The organism is Actinoallomurus purpureus (assembly GCF_024055795.1).
GTDB lineage: Bacteria > Actinomycetota > Actinomycetes > Streptosporangiales > Streptosporangiaceae > Actinoallomurus > Actinoallomurus purpureus.
Genome location: NZ_JAMXMY010000016.1, coordinates 76,351 through 101,626 on the forward strand (window position 1 = coordinate 76,351; position 25,276 = coordinate 101,626).

Sequence of the window (25,276 nt, forward strand, 5' to 3'; positions counted from 1 at the left end):
GACCAGCAAGTCCAGAAATCTCACGCCCCCCGCAGGTGATCGATGAGAGTGTCCAGCGTCGCCTCCAGGTGTTCGATGCCACCCGTGGAGCGGAGCACCTGGACGCCGCCCTGGATGCCCGCGATGAAGGCCGAGGCGACGCAGTCGGCGTCGAGGCCGCCGCGCACCAGGCCGGCGGCCTGCATGTCGGTGATTCCTCGCCGGATGTGGGCCTGCCACTGGGCGAGGAGGGCGGTGACCACGTCGGCCGCGCCCGGGGTGGTGCCGACCTGACCCATCAGCGCCCCGAGCGGACAACTCCTGCCCTGTGCGCGGTAGCGCGCGACGACGGAGTCCCGCCAGCGTTTCCAGGCCGCCCAGGAGGAGAGGGCTCCGAGATGCGGCTGCTGGTCATCGATGACGCGGTCGGCCTCGTACCGTGCGACGGCGAGGAGGAGTTCCGCCTTGCCGTCCGGGAAGTAGTGGAAGATCTGGCTCTTGCTGGTGCCGGTGATGGCCCGGATGTCGTCGAGCGTCACCCCTGCGGGGTCGTCGCTGCGCAGGTACGCCGCCGCGCCTTCGATGATGCGCTGCCGGGTCGCTCTGCCCTTCGCGGTGAGTGCCATGGGTCGACGGTAACGTTTTGGACGCTACAGTCCAAGATGAGCCATCAGCCGAACCGTGCCAGGGCGCGGAAGGGTGCCAGGCGGCCCTGGAGCGGGACGGTGGTCAGCGGATGTCCGGCCAGGCCCCAGCGAGACAGGAGGCGGTTGGCGGCGTGCCAGCCGGTGGTGGCCGCGCGTTCCATCAGGGCGACGGGCAGGTCGACGCGGACCCCGTCGCCGGCCAGCACCAGGCCAGGCACCGGCCCGTCCACGGCCGGCCGCCCGGCGAACGTGCCGGGGGCGAACAGCGGGCAGTCCTGCCGCCACTCGGCCAGGTCGCCGATCATCCGGGCCTGCCTCGTCTCGGGATACACCTCGCGCAGGCGGCGCAGCAGGCGCGCGGCGGTCGCCTCCCTGGCGCCGGTCGCCGCGTAGGCGTGCAGTTCCACGACCGCCCCGCCGGTCGTGCGCGCCCAGGACGCGGCCTCGTCGTCGTAGCGGTTCAGCACGCTGACGTTGTCCAGCGGCGGGAGGCCGCCGGTGGCCAGGAACGCCGGCCGGTGCGCCGCGACGGGCCGGTCGAGCCACAGGCGGCGCACGAGGTACGGCGGCGCGGTGGCCAGGGCGGCGACGCGCCGTCGCCACTCCGGGCCGCCGAGTTCGGGGGATGCCGCGACGAGGTCGCGCAGGCCGGGCACGTCGAGGGCCAGCACCACGGCGTCGGCACGGACGGTCCGCCCGGCCTCCACCGTGAAGCCGTGCGCCCGGGGGCGGACGGCGCCGACCGGGGTTCCGGTGTGCACGGTCGCGCCGAGCGCCGTCAGGTGGCGGGCCGCCGACGCCCACAGGTCCGGGAGCGGGCACCGGGACACGTCGAACAGCAGGCCCTCGGCCGAGCCGAGGAAGTACAGGTGGAACATGACCGCCAGCTCCGCGGCGGACAGCCGGTCCGGCGGGGCGAAGAAACTACGGGAGAACACCTCGAACGCCAGGTGCCGGGCGGCGGCCGGGAAGCGCAGCCGGGTCAGGAACTCCGCCGCGTCGAGGTGGTCCAGCTCCCGGTACGTGCCGGGCACGGTGACGTTCATGAGCGGGAGAGCCGCGCGGGCGTTCAGGCGCAGCAGGTCCCTGAGGGTGAACGTCGGGCTGCGGACGGCGAAGGCGAGGGCGTTCCACGGCGGCGTGGCGGGCAGGCCGCGAAAGGTGTCGACGCGCCCGGCCACGTCGACGAGCGGATAGTCCGGGAGCGGGACCAGCCGGTCGAGGTGGGGATCGGTCCGGCGCAGCAGGGCGCGGAGGTTGTAGTACTGCCGGAAGAAGGCGTGGAAGCCCCGGCTCATGCCCACCCGGGTGCCTTCGGGCAGGGTCGTGGTCCAGCCGCCGGCCCGACCCCCGAGGTGGTGCTCGCGCTCGTACAGCTCGACCGCGACACCGCGTTCGGCGAGCGCGGTCGCGGCCGTGAGCCCGGCGATCCCGCCTCCGACGACGACCGCGCGCGGCCGTTCGGCGAGAGCGTCCGCGTGGGGGCGTCCGGGCGGCGGCGGGTGGTGCACCCGCCTGCGGTCGCGACTCACGACGGCGCCTCCGCGCGGAAGGTGTGCACGATGCCGCGCTGCCAGCCGCCGGCCGTACGGGTCTGGACGCCGATCAGCCCGGCGCGGCGCAACCGGTCGGCGAAGGCCTCCGGGGAGTCGAAGTCCAGCGCGCTGCGCCACAGGTAGCGGTACAGGCGCGCGTCGCCTGTGGCCAGCCGGCCGGCCGGGATGATGACGCCCCAGCAGACCGCGTGCCACACCAGCCGCGCGACCGGTCCGTCGCGCAGCGCGTAGTCGTGGACGACGAGGACGCCGCCGGGGCGCAGCAGGGAACGCAGGGCCGGCAGGGCCGCGTCGGGGGCGGGGAGGTTGCGGACGAGGTAGGCGGCGAAGACGCCGTCGAACGGCCCGCCGACGCCCCCGGCGGGCAGGTCCTCGACCCGGCCCTCGACGAACCGCACGGTGGCGGGCCACGGCTTGGCGCGGGCCCGGGCGAGCATTCCGGGCGACGCGTCCACGCCGATGATCTCGGCATGGGGGGCGGCGGCCAGGAGGGCGACGGTGGAGGCTCCGGTACCGCAGCCGACGTCGAGCAGCCGCGCCCCCGCTCCGCCCGCCGGCAGGGCGAACGCGCGCGCGGCGCGCCGTAGGTCGGCGTGGTAGCCGGGGTTCGCGCCGACGAGCCGGTCGTACGCCGCGGCGTGGCGGTCGAACGCCGTGGGCACGTCGCGCCGGAGGAGACGCCCGCCGGTCATCGGCGGACCGTCTCGTCCGGCCTCTGGTGCTCCCAGCCGAGGAGGCCGGCGGTGACGAGGGCGTACCCGAACAGGAAGTCCTCGACGGGGATGTCGAAGGGGAGGCGCAGTCCGGTGATGGCGCCGGGGTCGTACATCACGACGGGCGCCGACAGCGTCGTCAGCCTGCCGTCGACGAGGACCTGGAAGGCGAAGACGATCAGCATCGTGATCCAGTAGTCGGGGCGGCGGAGGAGCCCCGTGCGCAGCCACCGGCGTTCGACGGCGACGACGGCGACCACCGACAGCAGGGCCGGCACCGTGTACCCCAGCCCGGTCATCGCCACCGCCGCCGGCGCGGCGCCGAGGACAGCCGCCGTACGGTCTCCAGGGTCAGCACCGCGCACACGGGCACCACGAGGAAGAACAGCGCCTCCTCCAGGGGGACGGACAGCGGGAGCGTGACGCCGGCGAGGTAACGCGAGTCGTACCACCAGACGCGGCCTGCGATCGCGACGGCGTCCCAGGCCAAGAAGACCGCCGCCGTCGGCAGCACGGCACGCGCCAGCCGGGCCGGACGCCGGTAGACGCGCGCGGACGACTCCAGGGGCAGGGTGACCGCCAGGCAGCCGGCCAGCAGCAGCAGGTAGCGCAGGTGATCCACGATCACTCCTCCCGGTCACGGCCGGGCTGGACGGCGCGGACCCACAGGGCGCGGGTGAACGCGGGCCCGGCGAGGGCCAGCCGCCGGCCGGCCCCGACGGTGACCCGGTCGGCGAAGACGTTGTAGCCCCGGTCCTCGATCCGGTCGAGGATCCGGGAGTAGAGCGCGCAGGCGGTGGCGACGCAGGGCCGCGCGGAGGGGTCCAGGAGCGCGATCCCCGGACGGGCCAGGCGGTAGACCCCTCGGGTACGCCCGACCTGGTCCGCCAGGGCGCGCCGCACCCGCGGTTCGACGCGCCCGGTCCGCCGGCACCAGCGCAGCAGCTCGCGGTCGACGCCGTACGCCGCGAGCTCGTCGGCGGGCAGGTACACCCGATCCCGGCCGAGGTCCTCGCCGACGTCGCGCAGGAAGTTGGTCAGCTGGAACGCCCGCCCGAGGGCGGCGGCAGGCGGCGCGGCCTCGGCCGGGTCGCACACCGTTCCGAGCACGGGCAGCATCTGCAGTCCGATGACCTCGGCCGACCCGTGCATGTAGGGGCGCAGCGCCGCGCGCGTCGGGTAGCCGGTGACGGTGAGGTCCATCCGCATCGAGCGCAGGAACGCCGTGAACAGCGCCGAGGCGATGCCGAACCGGGTCGCGGTGTCGACCACGGCGCCCAGGACGGGATGGTCGCTGCGGCCGATCCGCAGCCCGGCGGTGAGCGCGACGGCGAGGCCGTCGAGCAGGGCCGCGATCTGGTCGGAGCCGTGGTGGGCCGCGGGTTCGTCGACGAGGTCGTCGGTGTGGCGGGCGAAGCCGTAGAGCGCGTGCACGGCGGGCCGCCGAGACGGTGGCAGCAACCGGGTGGCCAGGAAGTACGTCCGCCCGTACCGGGCGTTGAGAGCCCGGCAGCGTCTGTAGGCGGCCCGGAGGCGCGGGTCGGTGATCCCGGCGGCGTCCAGTTCCCGCCGGATCGACGCCGGCTCCCGCGCCCGCCTGTCCCGGACGCTGCAGCCCGCCGCCTCTTCGGGTTCGGCCGTCCGGCGCGGGTCGTCGCCGCCTCCGGACGTCCCGGCGTCCGGTGCGGCCGTCATCGGCGGCCGCTCGCGGGATCGGAGGCCCGCCGGCGCGCCGGGCCGATGCCGACCCGGCGCGCCGCGACGACGCCGGTGACGCGGTCGGCCGCGAGCCGACCCGACAGCAGGGCCGTGGGGACGCCGACGCCGGGGACGGTGCCGCAGCCGGCCAGAACCGCGTTGTCCGCCGTGCGCGGCAGGTTCGCCGGGCGGAACGGCCCGGTCTGCGCGAACGTGTGCGCCAGGCTGAACGGCGTGCCGGCGACCAGGCCCTGCCGTCGCCAGTCGGCGGGCGTGAGGACGTGCAACGTGTCGACGGTGCTGGGCGCGAAGCCGAGCCGGCCCGCCACCACCTCGAGGAGTTCACGGGCGTACGCGGGGCCGAGGCGGTCCCAGTCGGTGGGCCGGTCGGCCAGGTTCGGCACGGGAGCGAGGAGGGACATCAGCTGCCGCCCGGGCGGCGCCAGCGAGGGATCGGTGGCGGTCGGCCGGGTGAGCAGCAGGGAGGGGTCGCGCATCAGCCTGCCGTCGCGCACGAGATCGTCGAACACGGTCTCCCAGCACTCCCCGAACAGGAGGTTGTGATGCCCCGTCCCCGCCCACGCGCCGGACGCGGCCAGGTGCAGCACGACCGCCGAGGGCGCCGGCCGCAGCCGCCAGGCACGGTGCGGGGCACCGCCCAGCAGGCGGTACGCCTCCGGCAGGTCACAGCTGAGCACGATGGCGTCGCACCGGATCCGTTCGTCTTCGTCCGTACGGACGGCGGTGATCCGGCGGCCTCGGCGCTCCAGCGACGCGACGGCCGTGGCGTACCGGAAGGTGACGCCGGCGTCCGCCGCCGCACCGGCCAGAGCGTCGGGCAGCGCCCGCACCCCACCGCGCGGGAAGTACACGCCGCCGACGGTGTCCATGTAGGCGATCACGGCGTACAGCGCGAGCGCCCTGCTGGGCGCCAGGCCGGCGTACAACGCCTGGAAGGTGAAGACCCGCCGCAGCCGCTCGTCGCGGAGGAACCGGCCGACGGCACAGTCCCACCGGCCGAACCCGCCCAGCACCACCAGCCGAGCCAGCTCGGGCGTCAGCAGGCCGAACGGCGAGTCGACGTTCGCCGCCATGAAGCGCGCGTACTCCGCCTCGTACAGGCGGGTCAGCCAGTGGCGGAGCCGCCGGTAGCCGGCCGCCTCCGAGGGGCCGGCGAAGGCGCGGACCGCGTCGGTCATCGCCTCCGCGTCGGTGCGGACGTCGAGCGTGGTCCCGTCGGCGAAGTGGGCCCGGTAGGCCGGGTCCAGCCGCACCAGTGGCAGCCGGGCGTCGAGCGACTCGCCGACCGCCGCGAGGGTGTCGGCGACGATGCCGGGCATCGTGAGCACGGTCGGCCCGGTGTCCATGCGGTAGCCGTCCGCGTCCCGGCGGCCGGCCCGGCCGCCGGGCCCCAGCGCCCGTTCGACGACCGTGACCTGCCGGCCACGCCCGGCCAGGTGGAGGGCGGCGGCGAGCCCGGACAGCCCCGCACCGACCACCACGATCCGGTCGGCGCTCCCCGCGACGGTGCGCATGCCCCTCGGATACCCCGATCTCCGCCGCCGATGCCCTACGCACCTAAGATCGCCGCAGGTCAGCCCCGGCAATACGCCGGTTCGCCCCAAATACCCCGACGCCGGCGTCCGGGCTCCGTACGGCGGCCGGCGCGTCTCAGCCGGCCTTGCGGAGGGCTTGGTCGAGGTCCGCCCAGAGGTCGTCGGGGTGCTCGATGCCGACGGTGACGCGGATGGTCCCGGCGCCGATGCCCGCCGCCCGCAGCTGCTCGTCGGTGAGTTGCCGGTGGGAGGTGCTCGCCGGGTGCATGACGTACGTCTTGACGGTCCCGAGCGACGCGCTCAGGGAGGCCAGCCGCACGGCGCCGGCGAACACCTTCCCGGCCTCGCGCCCACCGGCCAGGTCGAACGACAGCACGCCGCCGTGACCGTCGGGCATGAGCCGGGACGCCAGCTCGTGGTCCGGGTGGTCCGGCAGGCCGGGGTAGCGGACGGACGCGACCGCCGGATGGTCCGTGAGCCGCGTGGCGAGGTCGAGGGCGTTTTCGCAGTGCCGCCGCATCCGCAGGGCCAGGGTCTGCATGCCGCGCAGCGTGAGCCAGGCGGCGAACGGGTCGGCCGAGGCGCCGAGCTCGACCGCGTAGTGCCAGACCTTCCGGTGCAGTTCCTCCGTGGCGAACACCGCGACGCCGCCGAGCACATCCGAGTGGCCGCCGAGGTACTTCGTCGCCGAGTGCACGACGACGTCCGCGCCGTCGGCGATCGGCCGGTACAGGATCGGGCTCGCGAAGGTGTTGTCGACCACGCTGAGCACGCCCGCGTCCTTCGCGACGGCGAACAGTGCCGGTAGGTCGACGACCTGGGTGGTCGGGTTGGCGATCGTCTCCAGGTAGAGGAGCCGGGTGTTCGGCCGCAGCGCCGCGCGGACCTCCTCGGGGTCGGCGCCCGAGACGTACGTCACCTCGACGCCCCACCGCTCGGCGAGGTCGCCGAGCATCGCGATCGTCGCGCCGTACAGGCAGCTCTGCGCGACGACGTGGTCACCGGACCGCAGCAGCGCGAGCAGCACCGAGTTGATCGCGCCCATTCCGGAGGCGGCGGCGAGCCCGGCGACCCCGCCCTCGAGGTCGGCCACCGCCTCCTCCAGCGCCCGTACGGTCGGATTGCCGAGCCGACTGTAGAAGAACGCGCCGTCCGGCCCGCCGAACGCCTCGGCCATCGCGTCGGAGTCCTCGAACGCGAAGATGTGACCCTGGTAGATCGGCGTCCCGAGCGGGCGGCTACCCGTCACCTCGACGACGGGCGTGTGAACGGTCCTGGTCTCGGGGTGCGGTACGTCGTGTGGTGAGTTCATGCCTCCATCCTCGGACGGAGCGGCCCGCGACCCTAGGGCCAATCCCACATGACTGGTCCTCTAACGGTTCAGTCGTCCGGGGTGTCGGCTACGCGTTCGCAGGCGGTACGGCGTCGCGAGCGATGACCCTCGGAGGTACGGCGGCGATCTCAACGCACTGGCCCCTCGTAGTGCCGCTGCGGCTGGGGGCGAGCTGCGACTGGAGCCCCTGGGCATTGCCGTGCTGAGGGCCGGACAAATACGGCCCGAGGGTGCGGTGCCTCGTTCTGCGCCTTCTACTGGTGCGGGAAATTTCCCGCACCAGTAGAAGGCGCAGAACATGACGGCCTCCCCCCGAGCACCTTGACGGTGCCGCCGCGGCCGTCCCCGGAAGGCTTGGCCGAGGCGGCGCCGCGCGAGGAGAAGACGGCGGCGTACCGGCCCGCCGACGACCGTCGTCCCGGCGGCGGGAGAGGGGGCCTGGGGGCCGCACCGGAAGCGCCCGTCAGCGGGATTGTCTGCTTCAGGGACGGCGTGCGGCCCATACGGTGCGCTCGGTGTGCACCGTGAGGTCGCCGCGGCGCAGGATGCTGTGGGGGCTGTCGAAGCCGGCCAGCTCGACGACGGCGAACAGCCCGTCGGGCGCGAGCATGTCGTGGACCTGGCGCAGCGGGCGGCCGGGATCGCTCAGATGGTGCATGGACGCCGAGGCCAACACCAGTTCGGGCGTGCCGAGATCGGGCCATTCCGCGTCGAGATCGGCCTGCACGATGCGGACCCGGTCGGCCACACCGTCCGCTTCAGCCTTTTCCCGCAGGCGGCGCAGATGGCCGGCCGATGAGTCCACGGCAGTCACTTCCGCGCCGGGGAAGCGCGCGGGCCAGGCGGCGCTGACCGTTCTCGATCCGGCTGAGCGTGGAGTGGCTGAGCCGGGCGCGGGTGGCCAATTCCTCTAGGGACCAGCCCTGCGCCACCCGCAGGGCGCGAATCCGGGGCTCCGCCCACGCGGTCCACGACGACATTTGTCCAAGACGGATCGCCGGCAGCCCATGCATCCTCTCTTGCATGACTGCGCACGACGTTAAGCTCTCGCACGGCATGCACGTCGTCCACGACGGCCCGCGGCAGGCACCGCCGCTGTTGCTCATCCACGGATCGGGGGCCGCGGGCGCCTCCTGGGGCCCGATGGTCCCGGCACTGGCCGGTCACCACCACGTCATCCGGGTCGATCTCCCGGGCTGCGGCCAGTCCTCGCCCGCGCCGTCGTACGACGTGCCCGCCCAGGCGAACCGGGTGGCGGCGGTCCTCGACGACCTCGGCCTTCGTCGCGTCGCCGTGGCCGGGCACTCCAGCGGCGGCTACGTCGGCACGGCACTTGCCGAGCAGCGCCCCGACCTGGTGGGGTCACTCGCGCTGATCAGCACCGGTCCGAGTCTCGACGCGCTCCTTCCGCAACCGGTCATCCTCCGGGTCCTGCTGGGCCCGCCGCTCGGCCCGCTCATCTGGTCGATACGGTCGGACGCGTGGATCCGCAAGGGGGCCAACGCGACGGCCGCTCGCCCGGTGGACATCCCGGACGACCTGGTCGCCGCGGTACGTGGCATCAAGTACCGCACAATGAGGAAAGTGCTGCGCCGGAACACCGCGTACATCACCGAGCGCAGCGTGCCCGAGCGTCTCGCCGCGCTCGAGGTCCCGGTGCTGGCGATCTGCGGCGCTGCCGACCGCAAATGGGATCCGGCGTCGGCGCGCCAGTACGACGCGGTGCCGAACGCGCGGGTGGAACTGCTGCCCGGCGTCGGGCACGTACCCATCCTCGAAGCGCCCGAGACCACCAGCAGACTGCTGCTGGACTTCACGGCAACGGGCACTGACACCCGCCCGTGATCCCTGAGGCATAGGCTGGTCACGTGCTGCCGAGCGCGACACCCGACTGGGCGTGGTCGGACGTGGACGTCGCAGTCCCGCGCCCGTCACGTCGGCTGCCGGGGGTCAGCATGGCCGGTTTCCGCCAACGTGCCCCCGTGCTGTGGGACATCGCCATGGTGGCGCATCCATCCGTCACCCTGTTCATCGACCTGAGCGAGGGCGAAGGCGCCGTCTACGACACCCATGGCCGGGACCAGCGCGGCAGCGTCGTCGTCGGGCTTCTCCCCGGCGATCTTCGGGCAGCCGGCCGGGCGAGGGTCGAGTACCTCCAGATCCGGCTGGAGCCGGCCGCGGCAGCCGCGGTGCTCGGCGCATCGACCGAACTCACCGGTACGGTCGTATCGCTCGAGGACATCTGGGGCCGCGACGCCGGGCGAGCCGAAGACAGGCTGCGCGCCGCCGCGTCGTGGGACGAACGGTTCACGATCGCGGTGGAAATCCTCGGCCGACGGCTGGGCGCCCGCCCACCGGTCGATCCGGAGGTCGCCTACACCTGGCGGCGGACGCTCGCCAGCCGGGGGCGGGTGCGGGTCGACGGCCTGGCGGACGAGATCGGCTGGAGCCGCAAGCGCCTGTGGTCCCGCTTCCGGTCCCAGCTCGGCATCACGCCCAAACGCGCCGCCCGACTGGTGCGGTTCGACCACGCCGCCCACCTTCTCGCGGCGGGCCACGCCCCCGCCAGCGTTGCCGGCGAGAGCGGCTACGTCGACCAGTCCCACCTCCACCGCGAGGTCAAGACGTTCGCCGGGCTTACGCCCACGGCCGTGGCCGTCGCGCCGTGGCTCGCGATCGACGACGTTGCGTGGCCGGCTTCATAGCGCGCCGGCCTTCCCGCCGAAGCATGGGCGCTCGTTTCCTACGCTGGATCGAGGCCGGTGCGGGTGGTGCGCAGCGGGCGGGAGGCCAGGGCGAGCAGCCCGGTCCCGGCAACCCCGGCCGCGCAAACGGCGACGGCGAGGGTGACACCGGCCAAGCCCGCGAGATTGCCGAGGACGTTGTTCATGACCAGGAGCGACAGGCTCTGCACGAGCGTCAACAGGGCCTGAATACGGGAGAGATGGGACTCCGGCGTCACCGTCATGATCAGCGGGCTGATGTGGGAGGAGAACAACCCGTTGCCGAGCCCGACGACCAATCCCGCGCCCAGTGCCGCGCCGGAACTGGGCACAAGGGCGAGCGCGAGCACGCCGAGCCCGGCCACTATCAGACCGCAGGCCGCCAGCAGACCGGGTCGGCCCAGGGGACCGCGTCGTACGACACCGATCGTGACGGCGACCATGCCGACGCCTTGGGCGCCGACCACGAGGCCGGTGGCGCCCGCACTCCAGTGCTGGTCGCGGGCGAGCAGCGGCAGCAGCATGACGGGCAGGAGGAACCCGGCCGCCGCCCCCACGAGGAGCAGCCCCGGCCGCAGCACCGCGTCGCCGAAGCCCACGCGTACGCCGTCGGCCGCCTCCCGCAGGACATGCCGCTTGGCGTCGGCGGCCGGCACGTCCTGGCTCGGCTTGATCGCGATCAGTACGACGAGGACGAGAGCGAAGGTGACGGCGTCGACGAGCGCCGCCCCGGCCAGGCCCGCGAGCCCGACCAGGACACCACCCAGCCGGCCGCCGCCCATCGTGATGAGCTGTGCCCCGACCTGCCGCAGCGCGAGCGCGCGCGGGAGGCGGCCCGGAGCGCGTGACATAGGGTCCTCGTCGGTATTTGTCGCTGGCGGACGACAAATATGCTTGACGTGATCCCCCGACCGAGGACGTCCATGGACACCGCGCAGCCCCTGCCCGCCTACTACCGCCTCAAGCGGCGCCTGCTCGCCGACATCGAGCGCGGCGAATACGGCGTGGACGGCAGGCTGCCCACCGAACACGACCTGTGCGCGGCGTACGGCCTGAGCCGTACGCCGGTCGCACGGGCCCTGTCGGAGCTGGCGGCCGAGGGAGTGGTGATCCGGCATCGGCGCCGCGGCACCTTCGTCGATCCCGAGTGGATGCGGGCGCTGAGCGCGGCACCGGAGGTCTCGGTGATCACCTGTGACCAGGCGTGGGAGGACCAGCTGCGCGAGGCGGCCGGCAACGACCTGCGGCTGTCGATCACGTCGGCGCCGCTCAGCGAGCTGCGGGAGGTGTTCCGCCGGGCGATCGCCGAGGGGCGCGGACCGGACCTGGCACTGGTCGACTCCGTGTGGGTGGCGGAGTTCGCCGAGTCGCACATGCTCACGCCCATCGGGGAGCTGGACCCCGAGTGGGCCGCGGCCGAGCACGACGCCGACTTCCTGTCGCCCTTCGGCGACGCGTACCGCCTGGAGGGCGACGACATCGTCGCCGTGCAGGCCGACGCGGACGTCACCGGCCTGTGGTACCGCCGCGAGGCCCTGGAGGCCGTCGGCGCGTCCCCGCCCGCCACCTGGCGCGAGCTGCGCGCCCTCGGCCGTACGCTCGCCGAGGGACTGCCCCGAGAGCGGCACGCCCTGGTGATGCCCGGCGGCCCGGCCGCGACGGAGACCGCCACGTATGCGCTCGTCGGGCTGCTCGCCGCCAACGGCGCGACCATCTTCACCCCCGAGGCGGTGACGCTGGACTCGCCCGCCACGGTGGAGACGCTCCGGTTCCTGCGCCGCCTCGTCGACGACGGGGTGTTGCCGGCCGAGGTGGTGACCTACGAGCGCCACAAGGCGGCCCGGCTGCTGGCGGCCGGGCGGGCGGACCTGTTCGTCGGTGCCAGCTACCACGCCGAGCTGCTCGCCGCCGAGATCGGCGGCACGCTTCCCGAGGTCGCCGAGCGGTTCGGGTTCGTCCCCCTGCCCGCCGGTCCGCACGGGCCGCCGGCGATCCTGTGCGGCGGCATGGTCTACTGCATCCCCCGCCAGGCGCGGAACCCCCAGCTCGCGATGCGGCTGCTGCGCGCGGCCACCGCGCCGAAGCGGCTGGCGGACCTGTGCGCGGAGACCGGCCAGCTCCCGCCGCGCCGCAGCGTGCTGGACGCGATGGCGCCGGTGTCGCCGTTCCACGCCCAGACCGCGGCGCTGCTCGAGCACGCGGTCGTACGGCCGTCCTCGCCGGTGTACGCCCTGGTCTCGGCGCAGCTGCAGGTGCTCCTGGAGGGCGTCCTGACCCGGCGGTGGAGCCCGGCGGCCGGCGTCGCTCTGGCCGCCGACCGGATCAGTGCCATCACCGGCCTGCCGGTAACGCGTTTGTAACCCATTGGCCGCTAGCTCTTGACGTGGAACGCTCCAGCTTCCAGATTTGCCACAGCACAGTGGCAAATCCCCCTGGAGGGAGCGCACATGCGTCGGAAATCGGCTTTCGCGGTGACGACAGTGATGGTCGCGGCAGCGTTGAGCGCGTGCGGCGGCAGTTCGTCGGACGGCAAAACGATCAAGGTCGCGTACCAGAAGTTCGGCAACTTCATCGGCGCCGACGAGCTGTTCAAGAAGATCAAGCCCGTCTTCGAGCAGCAGAACCCCGGGTACAAGCTCAAGCTCATCCCCATCGAGGCGGACGAGAACTCCTACTACACCAAGCTCAACCTCATGCGGCGCTCTCCGAACACCGCACCCGACGTCGCGTACGAGGACACCTTCTTCGTCAACTCCGACGCCCAGGCGCGCTTCCTGATGCCGCTGGACGACAACCTGAAGTCCTGGCCGGACTGGTCGCAGTTCGTCGACAACGCCAAGGTGGCCGGGCAGGCCGCCGACGGCCACACGTACGGCATCCCTATGGGCACCGACACCCGCGGCCTCTGGTACAACAAGCAGATCTTCGCCAAGGCCGGACTCCCGGCGAACTGGCAGCCGAAGACCTGGAACGACGTCCTGGCCGCCGCCCGGCAGATCAAGGCCAAGGTCCCCGGCGTCATCCCCCTGAACGTCTACGCCGGCAAGGGCGTCGGCGAGGCCGCCTCCATGCAGGGCTTCGAGATGCTGCTGTACGGAACGGGCGACAAGCTGTACGACGACCAGACCAAGAAGTGGGTCGCGCCGAGCAAGGGCATGGGCGACTCGTTCAACTTCCTGAAGACGGTCTACTCCTCCGGTCTCGGCCCCACGCCGCAGCAGACGCTCGACCCGCACTGGAGCGACAACGTCGCCGGGCAGGAGCTGCCCAAGGGCAAGCTCGCCATCGACCTGGACGGCTCCTGGCTGCCGCAGGCGTGGATCCCCGGCGGAGCGTCGGCCTGGCCGCAGTGGTCCAGCACGCTCGGCACCGCCCCCATGCCGACCCAGAACGGCCAGGCGCCCGGCAAGGTCACGATGTCCGGCGGCTGGCTGCTGTCGCTCGGTGCCCGCACCAAGAACGCCTCGGCGGCCTGGAAACTGGTGCAGCTCGCCATGAACAAGGAGAACTCACTGTTCTTCTACGTCAAGGCGACGCAGGTGTCGGTGCGCAAGGACGTCGTCGACGACCCGAAGTACGTCGAGGGCAACCCGACCCAGAAGTTCTGGACCGACCTGGTGTCCGTCACCCAGTACCGGCCCGCCTACAGCGTCTACCCGCAGATCTCCAACCAGCTGCAGGCCGCGACCGAGGCCGTGGTGACCGGCCAGGGCTCGCCGCAGTCGGCCATGAACGACCTGGCCGGCCAGATCAAGCAGATCGCCGGGCCGGACAAGGTGGAAGGGAAGTCCTGATGCGTCGTTCGCGCTCACTGGCCGAAAGGACGCCCTGATGGTCGCCGTGGGCCTGCCCGAGCGCGCCGCCACCCGCCGCCCGCCCGCCCGGCGCGGGCGGCGGGCCGCCGGCCGGGTGCTGCCGTTGGTGCCCGCCTTCGGCCTGCTCGCGCTGTTCTTCGTCGGGCCGATCCTGTGGTGCGTCTACGCGTCCTTCACCGACATCGCGCTGACCGGCGCGGGCGCCAGCAGCCCCCACCTGGTGGGCCTGCGCAACTACCGGCAGATGTTCTCCGACCCGGCGTTCGCCAAGTCCCTGTGGCTCACCATCGTCTTCGTCTTCGGCTCGGCCGTCGTCGGGCAGAACGTCGGCGGCCTCGCGCTCGCGCTGCTCATGAACGGCCGTCGCCGGATCGTCCGCTCGGTCGTCGGCGGCATCGTGGTCGGCGCGTGGGTGCTGCCGGAGCTGGTCGCGGGGTTCATGTGGTACGCGTTCCTGTCCGACCACGGGACGTTCAACGCGCTGCTGCACGCCGTCGGCCTGCACGGAAAGAGCTGGCTGTACACCAGCCCGCTGCTGGCCGTCACGATCACCAACGTCTGGCGCGGCACGGCCTTCTCCATGCTCGTCTACTCCGCCGCGCTGTCGAACGTGCCGGACGAGCTCCTGCAGGCCGCCGCGGTGGACGGCGCGTCGGCGTGGCAGCGGCTGCGTCACATCACGCTGCCGCTGATCCGGCGGGCGATGCTGACCAACCTGATGACGATCACGCTGCAGACGCTCGCGGTCTTCACGCTGATCTTCGTGATGACGGGCGGCGGCCCCGGCACCAAGAGCCAGACGCTGCCGATCTTCATGTACCAGGAGGCGTTCAAGTTCTACCACCTGGGATACGGCGCGGCGCTCGCGATCGTGCTGCTCGGCGTCGGCGCCCTGTTCTCGCTCGTCTACCTGCGCGCCATGCGAAAGGAGGTGTGACGTGACGGTCGCGTCCCCCACCGCACCGCGGCGGCGCACCGCCGCCGTCGCCGCGTACGCGGTGCTGGTCCTCGTGGGGCTGGCGTTCCTCGCGCCGTTCGCGTGGCTGTTCCTCGCGTCCCTCTCCAAGGACGCGCAGCTGAACACGTCCATCCCCGACCATCCGACCCTGCGCAACTTCGCCGACGTGCTCACCGGCGACAACCTGCACGCACTGGCCAACAGCCTCGTGCTGTCGATGGGCTCGGCACTGCTGACACTGCTGCTCGGCGCGCCCGCGGCGTACCCGCTGTCCCGCTACGGCCGGCGGTTCGGCCGCCCGGTCCTGCTCGGCCTGCTGTTCGCCACCGGGCTGCCGGTCACGGCGATCATGGTCCCGGTGTACGGCCTGTTCGTGCAGCTCGAGCTGCTCGACTCCGTCCCGGCCACCGTCCTGTTCCTCACCGCCACCGGGCTGCCGATGGCGATCTGGATGCTGAAGAACTTCATGGACGAGGTGCCGATCTCCCTGGAGGAGGCGGCCTGGGTGGACGGGGCGTCCGGCCTGCGGGCGCTGCGGCGGATCGTGCTGCCGCTCATGGTGCCGGGCACGACCGTGGTGTTCACGTTCACCTTCGCCCTCACCTGGGGGAACTTCTTCGTCCCCTTCATCCTGCTGATCGATCCCGGGAAACAGCCGGCCTCCGTCGCCATCTACCAGTACTTCGGAATCCAGGGAGGGAACACCTCCTACGGACTGCTGGCCGCCTTCTCGATCCTGTACTCGCTGCCCGTCGTCCTGCTGTACGCCGTGGCCCAGCGCACGCTGGGGAACGCGTTCGCACTGCAGGGCGCCGTCAAGGGCTGACCCGGAGGAAAAGCCTTCATGCGCATCGCCGCCATCGAGTCGACCGACCTGTTCGCCGGCTCGACATCGCACCCCCGACAGATCGTCCGCGTGACGCTCACCGGGGCCGACTCCCGTCTGACCGATATCCGGGTCTCGCTCACCGGCCCGGCCGTGAGCACCCCCGAGCCGACCGTCGTCGCCCGCCTGGAGCCCGGCGAGACCCTGGTCGCCGAGGTCGGCGTACGGCTCGCCGAGCCCGTCACCGAGGGCGCCGTGCGCCGCGTCACCGCCGTCGCCGAGACGCTCGGCGCGCCGGAGGCACGGGTCACGCTCGACGGCGAGATCGTCGCCGCCGTCACCGGATGGACCATGTGGATGGTCTCGCACTTCCACTACGACCCGGTGTGGTGGAACACCCAGGCCGGGTTCACCGAGACCTGGTACGACCTGCCGGCGGCGGAGGGACGCCGCCCGGCCGAAGTGAGGACCGCGTTCGACCTGGTCCGCCTCCATCTGGACGCGGCGCGGCGCGACGACGACTACAAGTTCGTGCTGGCGGAGGTCGACTACCTCAAGCCCTACTGGGACGTGTACCCGGAGGATCGGGCGGACCTGCGGAGGTTCCTCGACGAGGGCCGGATCGAGCTCGTCGGCGGCAACTACAACGAGCCGAACACCAACCTCACCCACCCCGAGTCCACGATCCGCAACGCCGTCTACGGCATCGGCTACCAGCGCGACGTCGTCGGCGGCGACCCGCAGTCGGCGTGGATGCTCGACGTGTTCGGCCACGACCCGGCCTACCCCGGGCTGATGGCCGACGCCGGGCTGACCTCCACGGCGTGGGCGCGCGGCCCCTTCCACATGTGGGGGCCGAACCGGCACGTCGGCGACAACGAGCGCATGCAGTTCCCCGCCGAGTTCGAGTGGATCTCCCCCAGCGGGCGGGGCCTGCTGACCGCGTACATGGCCAACCACTACGGCGCGGGCTGGGTCATGGAGGAGCAGGCGAAGACGCTGGAGGAGGCCGCCGACCTGGCGTACGGCCAGTTCCGCCAGCTGAGCCCGGTCGCGGCCACCCGCAACGTCCTGCTGCCGGTCGGCGCCGACCACGTCGTGCCGTCCCGGTGGAGCACCGAGGTGCACCGGGACTGGAACAAGCGGTACGTCTGGCCGCGCTTCGTCGTCGGTCTGCCCCGGGAGTTCTTCGCCGCCGTCCGCGAGGAACTCGGCGAACGCCGTACGGTGCCGGTGCCGCAGACCCGCGACATGAACCCGGTCTACACCGGCAAGGACGTCTCCTACATCGACACCAAGCAGGCCCAGCGGGCCGCCGAGGTCGCGGTGCTCGACGCCGAGCGGCTCGCCACGCTCGCCGTGCTGACCGGTGCCGCGTACCCGGCCGAGGCGGTCGACAAGGCCTGGCGGCTGCTCGCGTACGGCGCCCACCACGACGCCATCACCGGCAGCGAGTCCGACCAGGTGTACGTCGACCTGCTCGGCGGCTGGCGCGAGGCGTACGAGCTGGGCGACACCGTCCGCACCGCCGCGCTCGACCATCTCGCCGCACGGGCCGACACCTCGGGCCCGGGCCGCCCTGTGATCGTCGCGAACACCCTGTCCTGGGCGCGCGACGGCGTCACGACCGTCCGGCTGACCTTCGACGAGCCGCGTCCCGGCGGGCTGCGCCTCGTCGACGACGCCGGCGAGACCGTGCCCTGCCTCGCCGAGGGCGTACGGACGTCGGAGGACGGCGGCGTGGAGGAGGTCACGCTCACCTTCCTCGCCCGCGCCGTGCCCTCGCTCGGCCACCGCGTCTACCACGTGGTCGACGCCGACGAGGTGCCGGCGGGCTGGGCGGCGTCCGGCGAAGGCGCGGAGGCGCGCAACGCGGCGTTCGCGGTGACCGCCGATCCTGCCCGCGGCGGCGCCCTCACCTCCATCCGCGACCTGCGGACGGACCGGGAACTGCTCCAGCCGGGCGGCCTGGGCGGCGAGCTGTATCTCCAGGAGGAGCACCCCACCCACCCGAAGTGGGGCGAGGGTCCCTGGCACCTCCTGCCGGCCGGGCCCGGCCACGGCACCGGCGAACGCCCCGGCTCCGTCCGGGTCGAGGAGTGCCCGATCGGACGCCGGCTCGTGACCGAGACCACCCTGGACGGGCTGACGATCACCGGTGAGGTCCTGCTCTGGGACGGGGTCGACCGGGTGGACTTCCGCACCCACGTCGGCGGCTCGATCGGCCAGGACCACCTGCTACGGGTGGGCTTCGACCTGGACGTCCCCGGCGGCCGCCCCGTGTCCGAGGTGGGGTTCGCCGCCATCGGCCGGCCCTTCGGGTTCCCGGACGCCGACACGGCCGAGAGCCTGTGGACGCTGGACAACCCGGCGCACACCTGGACCGGGCTGAGCGCCACCGTGCGTATCGCGCTGACGGGCGACGACGGCTCCCGGCAGGACCACGCGGTCGGGGTCGCCGAGGTGATCGGCACCGACGAGGGCGAGCCCGCGCGCACCGTGCTGGCCGCCCTGGCCGCACAAGGCGTGACCGCGACGTTCGGCCGCCCCGACGGCCCCCGCTACGGCGCGCTCGACGTCGACTCGAACCTCCCCGACGCCCGGATCGTCCTCGGCGGCCCCGAGGACAACCCCTTCGCCGCCGAGGTCCTGGCGGCGGCCGGCCCGGCGTACGCCTCCGCGCTGGCCGAGCACGGCCGGGTGTTCGTGCCCGCCGCCCTGCCGCTGCGCGAGGTCTGGGTCCCGGACGCGGACCTGCGCGGCGTACGGGACCTGCCCGTGCTGATCGTCACAAGCGACGTCGCCGCGCTGTGCGCCGACCTCGCCGACGCGACGATCGACGTGCCGCGGCCGGACGGGCTGTCCGGCACCGAGGCTCCCTACGCGGGCCGTTCGGTCGCGCTGCTGAACGCCGGGATTCCGGGCACGGTCACGACGCCGGACGGCCGGGTGTACCTCAACCTGATGCGCGCCTGCAGCACCTGGCCGAGCGGGGTGTGGATCGACGGACCGCTGCGCACCGCCCCCGACGGGTCGAGCCTGTCGTGGCAGCACTGGAGCCACACCTTCGGCTACTCCCTGGCGGCCGGGGGCGGCGACTGGCGCGCGGCCGGGTTCGTGCGGGCCGGGCAGGAGTACAACCACGCCGTCCTCGCCCGCCCCACGACCGCGCACCCCGGCGAGCCCGCGCCCGTGGACGGGCTGATGACGATCGAGCCGGAGAACGTACTGCTGTCCGCCCTCAAGCCGGCCGGCGACCCCCTCGCCGCCGCCCGCCCCGGCCACGTCGACCCCGCCGACGGCGTGACGGTGCGCGTGTACGAGTCCGCCGGCCGCCCCGCGACGGCCCGGATCGGCCTGTTCACCGGCATCACGGAGGCCCGCAGAACCGACCTGCTGGAGTCCGGCGGCGAAAAGGCGTCCGTGAACGCCACAGCCGAGATCACGCTGGGCGCCGCCGACATCGCCACCGTGCGCCTGCACCCGGCCTCCGGCCCGGATCGGGCGGCGACCGGGGTCTCCGCCCTGGGGCCGAGGACGGAGCCGGTCCAGCCGGTCTTCGGGCGATACTGGCAGCACAACAAGGGGCCCGCTCCCCTCGGGAACCTCCCCACGGCGGTGCACCTGTCCCCCCAGCGGCTCGCCCCGACCGGGTCCGAACGGATCCGGCTCACCGTCGCCGCGTCGGGCCAGGAGGCGGCCGGACGCGTCGAACTGGACGTGCCGGACGGGCTCACGGTCACCGGCCCGGCGCTGGACTACCGGCTCGCGCCCGGCGGCTTCGCCGAGTACGAGCTGACCGTCGACGCGTCCGGAGCCGCTCCGGGGCTCTACTTCGTGGGGGCCCGGATCCGCGACGACCTGGGTCAGGTCGTCGAGGACGTCGTCACGGTGCAGGTCGGTGCGGAGCCGGCCGGGGAACCGCTCGACGTCGCCGTGACCTCCTCCACGCCCCGGCTCCGGCCGGGGGACGACGGCGAGATCACCGTACGGCTCCGCAACTCCGCCGCCGCGCCGATCCGCGGCGAGGCGCAGCTGATCAGCCCGTACGGCACCTGGGGCCAGGCCCCGGACGTCCTGATCACCCCGTGGACGCAGGCCTTCGAGACGGCCCCCGGCGCCGAGACGGTGGTGCCGTTCGAGATCCACGCGCCCCGGACGGCGAAGCCGGGCAACTGGTGGGCACTCGCCCGAGTGACGTACTTCGGCCGCCTCCACTACACCGAAACCGTGGCGGTGGAGGTGACTCCGTAACGCGATGCGGGGCCCGCCGCCGGGCCCCGCAACAGGCAAAGATCATGTGATTTGACGAAACCGTTGCGTTTGATCGGAATTGCCGTTGTCGAAAGGGGAAAGTGCGGATAGAAGCGACTAATCGCACAGAGAGAGGTGGTGGATCGCAATGTCCGCGCGTCCCATGGCCGGCATGGAGAAGCATCCCGACATAGCCGAGCTCCGTGCCCGGTACGACCGCGTCGCCGAGACGACGTCCGCCCACATGGTGGACGGTCTCACCTTCCTGAGCGGCCTGTACCTGGCCATCTCGCCGTGGGTCATCGGATTCCACGCCCGTACCACCACGCTCACAGTGAACAATCTGCTCACCGGCCTCGCCGTCACCATGCTGGCAGTCGGGTTCGCGACGGCCTACGGCCGTACCCACGGCGTCGCCTGGGTCGTCCCCCTCATCGGCGTCTGGACGATCATTGCACCATGGGTGATCAGAGGTTCCATGGCCACCATGTCGACGATCCTCAACAACGTCATCACGGGGGCCCTCATCCTGCTGTTCGGGGTGGGCGCGGCCGGCATGGGGATGATGTCGAACAGGTCCTCGCGACGCCGAATGTAGGCCCGATGGTCGTGACCCGCCGTCGCGGTGGGCCCGGCGATGACCGGCGGGGCAAGTGGTCTACCCCAGGGAGGCACAGACTGGCCCTTTTCGGGCATTCACCACTTCTCCTAATGTGCCGCCCATGAGCAGTGCATGGTTCGAGCGTCCGGTCCTGGCCGGCCGCCCGCGACCGGCTTCGGGCACGGCTCGGGGCGGCCTGACCACGATCCCCGGGCCGGTGGGCCGGCCCGGGGATCTCTCAGCTAACGCTTGCGGGCGAGGTACCCCGTGCTCTCGTACTGGTCGATGGCCAGGCCGAGCTTGGCGTACTTCTCGCTGTAGGCCACCGGGTGCGCGGCGGGCTGCGTCGGCGGGCGGTTGGGGTCCTGGTACTGGTCACCGAGGTTGGAGAAGATCACGATGATGTAGTTCCGGCCGTTCTTGCCGGGCAGGGACTTGACGATGCCCGCGTCACTGCCGGAGTTGTTGACCAGGCCGGTCTTGTGCGCGAACGTCACCTCGGCCTTGTCGTTGCAGGGCCGCACGTCGTGGGCGTAGGCGTCGCCGTCGACCGTGACCGTGCCGTCGGCGGCGATCCACCGCGACGGGGTCACCTGCGGGATGCCCGGAGCCGGGTAGTCCGCGCCGCACCAGTCCGTGGTGGACAGCACGTCGTTCATGCCCTGGTCGCCGAGCTCCTTCTTGAAGAACTCACGGGACGAGGGGCTGAGCACGTCGCTGGTGACCGCCTGGCCGTTCGGCGCCGTCCACACGGTGCCGGGCGCCCCGTTGATGAGCGTGAGCAGCTTGGCGGTGTCGAGGGAGCTCATCGTGACCGGGTTGCTCCAGTGCCCGCCGTTGGCCGGGTTGGTCTCCTTGACCTGCAGCGTCTCCAGACCCAGGTCCTGGAACGTCTGGTTGAGGTCATTGACGGCGTCGTGGTCCCACAGCATCTTCAACAGCGCACACGAGGCCGGGTTGGAGGACCACGTCAGCGAGTCGTCCACGTAGTTGCGGATCGTGTTGCTCGTCGCACCACCGCACAGCGAACTGGTCGCGGTGGGGTTGTAGGCGTAGGTGTCGTCGAGCTTGATGACGCCCTTGTCGACCAGCCGCAGCACCCCGAAATTGATCATCAGCTTCAGGACCGAGGCCGGGTAGGGCAGCATGAAGTCGGTCGAGGCGTTCTCCCGCCCGGGCACCACGTCGATCGTGCCCTGAGCGTGGTTGGTGTACCAGCCCGCGTCGTCCCACTGCCGCCACCGCACGTCGCTGGTGTGGAGGTTCTTGTCGACCGAGACGACCTTGCCGTGCGGGTACTGCGGGCTCATCAGCACCGTGCCCGACGAGATCGGCCGGTTGTTCTGGTCGAGCTCGATGACGGTGGCGTCCAACTGCGGCTGCTGGGAGATCGGCTGGTCGCCGGCCGCCGCGGCATACGTCTTGGCACGCTGCTCCGGCGTCTTGGCGTCCTTGTCGACCGAGTTCGCCTTCAACGTCCGCGCGGCGGCGGCCGTGGTGGGCGGATCGGTGTCGATGACCTCCTGGAACTTCAGGCCGTCCATCGTCTGCTGGAGCTTGTCCGCGATGGCGCTGATGGGCGGCGGGTCCGTGTCGGCGTGCGCCGCCCGAGTCGGCGCGACGGCCGACCCCAGCAGCGCGCCGGCGGCCACGAGACCGACCAGACCCCGATTACATATGCGAGAGATATGCATGATCGACACGCTAGTGAACAAGATCAACAGCGAGCCGATCTTTTCCGGATCTCCGTTATGTGATCTATCTCCCTGACCAAACCTGCAAGAAATCTCTCGCCCGGGATCCTCGCCGGCCCGATGCGACCGCCGGTCGCCGCGCGAAGGCGCACGGCGACCGCCAGTGGTCAAGCTCCGGGTATTTGCCGAAACGGCAAGAGGGTTCGCGTCGGTCCCGCCGCCGGCCGCATGCTCGGAATCGAGCCGTAGGGCCTCGGTGGGTGCGGTGTCCGCTCCACCGGCAGCGCCGGCCGAAGGCATGGCCGTCCTCGCTCGAGGGCGGGGCCGGAAAAGCGGATGAGCGATCGAGCGGCCGTATCGTTGCCGGGTGCCGAACGACTCCTTGCCGGCGGCGGCCACGGAAGCGCAGTTCGCGACCGTGCGCCGAGACGAGGCGCGGCTCCGGCCGGGCGTCCTGGCGCTGTGCCGCCGCCTCGGGCGAAGCGGCGCCGACGTCACGCGCTTTCCGGACGGCTCACTGCCCGTCTACGCCGTCGGAGACCGGCTCGTGCTCAAGCTCTATCCGCCGATCGCACGGGAGCGCGGGCAGATCGAGGAGCGTGTGCTGCGAACGATCGACGGACGACTGCCGGTCCCCACGCCGCGCGTCGAGGAGGCCGGTGGGTTCGGGACCTGGCGATACCTCCTGATGACGCGGTTGCGCGGCGAACCACTGACCGAGGTCTGGCCACGCACGGGCGAACGAGACCGCGACCGGCTCGCCGCACAACTCGGGACGGCCCTCGCCGCCCTGCATGAGATCCCCGTCCGCGCACTCGGCCCCCCGGACTGGCAGGGATTTCTCGCCGGTCAGCGGGTCGACTGCGTGGAACGCCAGCGCGCCCGCGGCCTGGACCCGGAGTGGGCGGCGCAGATCCCGGAGTTCCTCGACTCGGTGCCGCTTCCGCCGTCATCACCCGTGCTCCTGCACACGGAGGTCATGCGCGAGCATCTGCTGGTCGCCCCCGGGCCGGACGGCGGGTGGTCGCTGTCCGGGCTGTACGACTTCGAACCCGCCATGATGGGCGACCGCGAGTACGAGTTCGTCTCGGTGGGGCTGTTCGTCTCCCGCGGCGACCCGCGTTTCCTGCGCCACCTGCTCACCGCGTACGGATACTCCGGCGACCGGCTCGACGCGACGCTGCAGCGCCGCCTGCTCGCGTACGCGCTCCTGCACCGCTACAGCGACCTGTCCTGGTACCTGGAGGAGATGCCCGAACCGCCGGTGCCCAAGCTCGACGCGCTCGCCGCGCGCTGGTGGCCCCTGGATGCGCCATGAGCCCGCCGCGCAAGGCCATCTCATTCTGAGCGCTTAAGTCACAATGAAAATTTTTGATTGCCACTCAATCCGCCAGAACGACGAGGCCCGTCCCCTCAATGATTTCGATCCCGTTATCCACAGTCCCGTCCGCGGGAACTCGGCGGCGCCGTACGGTCGGCCATGCTGAGACGGTGAACAGTGACCGGTCGAATCCGCGGGAGCCGCCGCCTACGGCGTCGGAAAATGCGGTGCGCCTGGGGGCACTGATCCACTCGGGCCGCCTGGAGCGGCGGTGGTCGCTGCAGGACCTCGCCACCGCGTCCGGCGTCAGCGTCGCGACGATCTCACTCGTGGAGCGGGCGAGGGTCGGTGTCACCCTCGCCATGGTCGAGAAGATCCTCGGCGCGATGGGGCTCGCGCTGCATCTGGAGGCCGAGCCCATGTGGGCGGGGATCGACACCGCGATCAGCGACACGGCGGGCAGACCCCTTGCGGATCGCATGGCCGACTGGAAGATCGAACTGACATCGTTCGTGTCGTGGTTCGCACAGTTTCCCTGTCCTTACATGGCGGACGGCCTTATGGCGGCGGCGCTGCAGGGCGCTCCCGTGCCGGTGACCGCCTTCCAGATCGCGGTGGCCGACGACGATGACACGTTGGACGAGCTGATCTTCTTGCTGAACGACATGAAGGCTCAGCAATGGATGGCCAAATGGGCGGATTGGGTGGGCTATTCGAATGATCCTCGCGATTCCGAGACCCAGCCGGCGCGCTATCGCTGCATCCATGGCGAGCTGCACGTACGACTCGTCAAAAGTCTTTCTCCGACCCTGTGGGTGCAGCTCGATCAACTTCCCACCGGCGACTACCCGCCGAGATCACGGCTGCGGGAGATCCCCGTGCTCTCTGAGGTCAGACTGCCTGTCGCGCCGCTGACCGAGATCGAGACCGAAGGCCGCCACGCCCGGCGCATACTCGTCCGCATGCGGGCGCGGACGAGTGCCCGGCCGGACCGCTGATCGTTCCAGCGCATCGATCATCCAAGCGGCGGTGGCCGGTCTCCGAGGAGCCAGTCGCCGAGACGGTTCCTGTCGATGAGGGTGATGCCGCAGAGGGCGGCCTCCTCGACCGCGTTCCTGCTGAAGGTGTTGTTGGTGACGAAGACGCCGCGCCGGCCGGCGTACGTGCCGTGGACGGCACCGACGAGACGCTGGATCTCCGGGCTGCCGACGGTCTTCGCCTGCCGCTTGCACTGCACGGCGATGGCCACGCCCTCCGGGCTGACCGCGATGACGTCGACGCCCCGGTCGCCGGAGCGGCCGGTCACCTGGACCCGCTTGTAGCCGTCCCGCCGCAGCAGGTCGGCGACGTGGTCCTCGAACTGCGCGCCGCTCATCGCGTCGATCACCTCGAGGCGCGAGCTCGCCGCGAGCGTCCGGAGCCATTGCCGGTGCCGGTGCCGGGCCCACAGGATGAGCGCCGGAACGGCGAGGACGATCGCGACGCCGATGAGCACTAGGGCGTTTCGCAGGCCGACGGCCGCGCTGAAGACCACCCCGACCCCGAGAGCGAGCACGATCAGCCCGGTCTGCGAACTCGACGCCGACGGCTTCCGGCGCCTGG

Annotated in this window: 22 protein-coding genes and 1 pseudogene; 10 read left to right on the forward strand and 13 right to left on the reverse strand. The window is 72.1% G+C overall.

Annotated features, from left to right (window positions below; genetic code table 11):
* Positions 1 to 20 precede the first annotated feature (20 nt).
* From NE236_RS27070 to NE236_RS27115, 10 genes and pseudogenes are all read right to left on the reverse strand, one after another.
* Entirely contained in the window at positions 21 to 605 is a 585-nt protein-coding gene (locus tag NE236_RS27070) for a TetR/AcrR family transcriptional regulator (protein WP_252844970.1), read from the reverse strand.
* A gap of 44 nt (positions 606 to 649) precedes the next feature.
* Positions 650 to 2,158, reverse strand: a complete 1,509-nt coding sequence (locus tag NE236_RS27075) for an FAD-dependent oxidoreductase (protein WP_372494444.1) — start codon at positions 2,156 to 2,158, stop codon at positions 650 to 652.
* A complete protein-coding gene (locus NE236_RS27080) occupies positions 2,155 to 2,874 on the reverse strand; it encodes a class I SAM-dependent methyltransferase (protein ID WP_252844971.1) in 720 nt (239 codons plus the stop codon). Before NE236_RS27080 ends, NE236_RS27075 begins: the two co-directional genes overlap by 4 nt.
* Complete coding sequence (locus tag NE236_RS27085; RefSeq protein ID WP_252844972.1) at positions 2,871 to 3,194, reverse strand: lycopene cyclase domain-containing protein; 324 nt, start codon at positions 3,192 to 3,194, stop codon at positions 2,871 to 2,873. Before NE236_RS27085 ends, NE236_RS27080 begins: the two co-directional genes overlap by 4 nt.
* Positions 3,191 to 3,517, reverse strand: coding sequence for a lycopene cyclase domain-containing protein (locus tag NE236_RS27090; RefSeq protein WP_252844973.1), 327 nt, complete (start codon positions 3,515 to 3,517; stop codon positions 3,191 to 3,193). The genes NE236_RS27085 and NE236_RS27090 overlap by 4 nt, the downstream gene beginning before the upstream one ends.
* A gap of 2 nt (positions 3,518 to 3,519) precedes the next feature.
* Positions 3,520 to 4,590 carry a phytoene/squalene synthase family protein gene (locus NE236_RS27095; protein WP_252844974.1) on the reverse strand — a complete coding sequence of 357 codons (1,071 nt, stop codon included), beginning with the start codon at positions 4,588 to 4,590 and terminating at the stop codon, positions 3,520 to 3,522.
* Complete coding sequence (crtI, locus tag NE236_RS27100; protein WP_252844975.1) at positions 4,587 to 6,128, reverse strand: phytoene desaturase family protein; 1,542 nt, start codon at positions 6,126 to 6,128, stop codon at positions 4,587 to 4,589. Before crtI ends, NE236_RS27095 begins: the two co-directional genes overlap by 4 nt.
* Positions 6,129 to 6,264: 136 nt before the next feature.
* Positions 6,265 to 7,461: a trans-sulfuration enzyme family protein gene (locus tag NE236_RS27105; RefSeq protein WP_252844976.1), complete on the reverse strand. Its 1,197-nt coding sequence runs from the start codon at positions 7,459 to 7,461 to the stop codon at positions 6,265 to 6,267.
* A 502-nt stretch (positions 7,462 to 7,963) separates the two neighbouring features.
* Positions 7,964 to 8,296 (reverse strand): class I SAM-dependent methyltransferase, encoded by a 333-nt coding sequence (locus NE236_RS27110; RefSeq protein ID WP_308209162.1) that lies wholly within the window; start codon positions 8,294 to 8,296, stop codon positions 7,964 to 7,966.
* A gap of 22 nt (positions 8,297 to 8,318) precedes the next feature.
* A pseudogene (locus NE236_RS27115) lies at positions 8,319 to 8,462 on the reverse strand (helix-turn-helix domain-containing protein); the annotation flags it as partial.
* Positions 8,463 to 8,505: 43 nt separating this feature from the next.
* Between NE236_RS27115 and NE236_RS27120 the strand changes: the two are divergent.
* Complete coding sequence (locus NE236_RS27120) at positions 8,506 to 9,327, forward strand: alpha/beta fold hydrolase (protein WP_252844978.1); 822 nt, start codon at positions 8,506 to 8,508, stop codon at positions 9,325 to 9,327.
* A gap of 23 nt (positions 9,328 to 9,350) precedes the next feature.
* On the forward strand, positions 9,351 to 10,187 hold the full coding sequence (locus NE236_RS27125; RefSeq protein WP_252844979.1) for a helix-turn-helix domain-containing protein: 837 nt from the start codon (positions 9,351 to 9,353) through the stop codon (positions 10,185 to 10,187).
* Positions 10,188 to 10,225: 38 nt separating this feature from the next.
* On the opposite strand, the gene NE236_RS27130 is transcribed toward NE236_RS27125, so the two are convergent.
* Positions 10,226 to 11,056, reverse strand: coding sequence for an MFS transporter (locus NE236_RS27130; RefSeq protein ID WP_252844980.1), 831 nt, complete (start codon positions 11,054 to 11,056; stop codon positions 10,226 to 10,228).
* A 72-nt stretch (positions 11,057 to 11,128) separates the two neighbouring features.
* On the opposite strand from NE236_RS27130, the gene NE236_RS27135 reads away from it, so the two are divergent.
* The 6 genes from NE236_RS27135 to NE236_RS27160 all read left to right on the forward strand — a co-directional run bounded on the left by NE236_RS27135 (position 11,129) and on the right by NE236_RS27160 (position 20,656).
* Positions 11,129 to 12,565 (forward strand): extracellular solute-binding protein, encoded by a 1,437-nt coding sequence (locus NE236_RS27135; RefSeq protein ID WP_252844981.1) that lies wholly within the window; start codon positions 11,129 to 11,131, stop codon positions 12,563 to 12,565.
* A 111-nt stretch (positions 12,566 to 12,676) separates the two neighbouring features.
* Positions 12,677 to 13,999: an extracellular solute-binding protein gene (locus NE236_RS27140; RefSeq protein WP_252844982.1), complete on the forward strand. Its 1,323-nt coding sequence runs from the start codon at positions 12,677 to 12,679 to the stop codon at positions 13,997 to 13,999.
* Between the two features lie 37 nt (positions 14,000 to 14,036).
* The gene (locus tag NE236_RS27145; protein WP_252844983.1) at positions 14,037 to 14,957 is read left to right on the forward strand and encodes a carbohydrate ABC transporter permease; all 921 of its coding nucleotides are present in this window, start codon (positions 14,037 to 14,039) and stop codon (positions 14,955 to 14,957) included.
* Position 14,958: 1 nt separating this feature from the next.
* Positions 14,959 to 15,804 carry a carbohydrate ABC transporter permease gene (locus NE236_RS27150; protein ID WP_252844984.1) on the forward strand — a complete coding sequence of 282 codons (846 nt, stop codon included), beginning with the start codon at positions 14,959 to 14,961 and terminating at the stop codon, positions 15,802 to 15,804.
* A gap of 18 nt (positions 15,805 to 15,822) precedes the next feature.
* Positions 15,823 to 20,058: a glycoside hydrolase family 38 N-terminal domain-containing protein gene (locus tag NE236_RS27155; RefSeq protein WP_252844985.1), complete on the forward strand. Its 4,236-nt coding sequence runs from the start codon at positions 15,823 to 15,825 to the stop codon at positions 20,056 to 20,058.
* Between the two features lie 172 nt (positions 20,059 to 20,230).
* Positions 20,231 to 20,656, forward strand: coding sequence for an SPW repeat protein (locus NE236_RS27160; protein WP_252844986.1), 426 nt, complete (start codon positions 20,231 to 20,233; stop codon positions 20,654 to 20,656).
* 245 nt (positions 20,657 to 20,901) lie between these two features.
* Here NE236_RS27160 and NE236_RS44685 read toward each other — a convergent pair whose 3' ends face one another.
* Complete coding sequence (locus NE236_RS44685; protein WP_252844987.1) at positions 20,902 to 22,311, reverse strand: serine hydrolase; 1,410 nt, start codon at positions 22,309 to 22,311, stop codon at positions 20,902 to 20,904.
* Positions 22,312 to 22,720: 409 nt separating this feature from the next.
* Between NE236_RS44685 and NE236_RS27170 the strand changes: the two genes are divergently transcribed.
* Together NE236_RS27170 and NE236_RS27175 are read left to right on the forward strand one after the other, a co-directional pair.
* Entirely contained in the window at positions 22,721 to 23,671 is a 951-nt protein-coding gene (locus tag NE236_RS27170) for a phosphotransferase family protein (protein ID WP_252844988.1), read from the forward strand.
* 173 nt (positions 23,672 to 23,844) lie between these two features.
* Positions 23,845 to 24,672 (forward strand): helix-turn-helix domain-containing protein, encoded by an 828-nt coding sequence (locus NE236_RS27175; RefSeq protein ID WP_252844989.1) that lies wholly within the window; start codon positions 23,845 to 23,847, stop codon positions 24,670 to 24,672.
* A gap of 17 nt (positions 24,673 to 24,689) precedes the next feature.
* Here NE236_RS27175 and NE236_RS27180 read toward each other — a convergent pair whose 3' ends face one another.
* Positions 24,690 to 25,229, reverse strand: a complete 540-nt coding sequence (locus NE236_RS27180; RefSeq protein ID WP_252844990.1) for a restriction endonuclease — start codon at positions 25,227 to 25,229, stop codon at positions 24,690 to 24,692.
* Positions 25,230 to 25,276 lie beyond the last annotated feature (47 nt).

What these genes read in the sequence shown, in the direction of transcription:
- NE236_RS27070 (WP_252844970.1), bottom strand. Translation starts at nt 605, where the DNA reads ATGGCACTCACCGCGAAGGGCAGAGCGACCCGGCAGCGCATCATCGAA.
- NE236_RS27080 (WP_252844971.1), bottom strand. Translation starts at nt 2,874, where the DNA reads ATGACCGGCGGGCGTCTCCTCCGGCGCGACGTGCCCACGGCGTTCGAC.
- NE236_RS27085 (WP_252844972.1), bottom strand. Translation starts at nt 3,194, where the DNA reads ATGACCGGGCTGGGGTACACGGTGCCGGCCCTGCTGTCGGTGGTCGCC.
- NE236_RS27095 (WP_252844974.1), bottom strand. Translation starts at nt 4,590, where the DNA reads ATGACGGCCGCACCGGACGCCGGGACGTCCGGAGGCGGCGACGACCCG.
- crtI (WP_252844975.1), bottom strand. Translation starts at nt 6,128, where the DNA reads ATGCGCACCGTCGCGGGGAGCGCCGACCGGATCGTGGTGGTCGGTGCG.
- NE236_RS27105 (WP_252844976.1), bottom strand. Translation starts at nt 7,461, where the DNA reads ATGAACTCACCACACGACGTACCGCACCCCGAGACCAGGACCGTTCAC.
- NE236_RS27120 (WP_252844978.1), top strand. Translation starts at nt 8,506, where the DNA reads ATGACTGCGCACGACGTTAAGCTCTCGCACGGCATGCACGTCGTCCAC.
- NE236_RS27130 (WP_252844980.1), bottom strand. Translation starts at nt 11,056, where the DNA reads ATGTCACGCGCTCCGGGCCGCCTCCCGCGCGCGCTCGCGCTGCGGCAG.
- NE236_RS27135 (WP_252844981.1), top strand. Translation starts at nt 11,129, where the DNA reads ATGGACACCGCGCAGCCCCTGCCCGCCTACTACCGCCTCAAGCGGCGC.
- NE236_RS27145 (WP_252844983.1), top strand. Translation starts at nt 14,037, where the DNA reads ATGGTCGCCGTGGGCCTGCCCGAGCGCGCCGCCACCCGCCGCCCGCCC.
- NE236_RS27155 (WP_252844985.1), top strand. Translation starts at nt 15,823, where the DNA reads ATGCGCATCGCCGCCATCGAGTCGACCGACCTGTTCGCCGGCTCGACA.
- NE236_RS27160 (WP_252844986.1), top strand. Translation starts at nt 20,231, where the DNA reads ATGGAGAAGCATCCCGACATAGCCGAGCTCCGTGCCCGGTACGACCGC.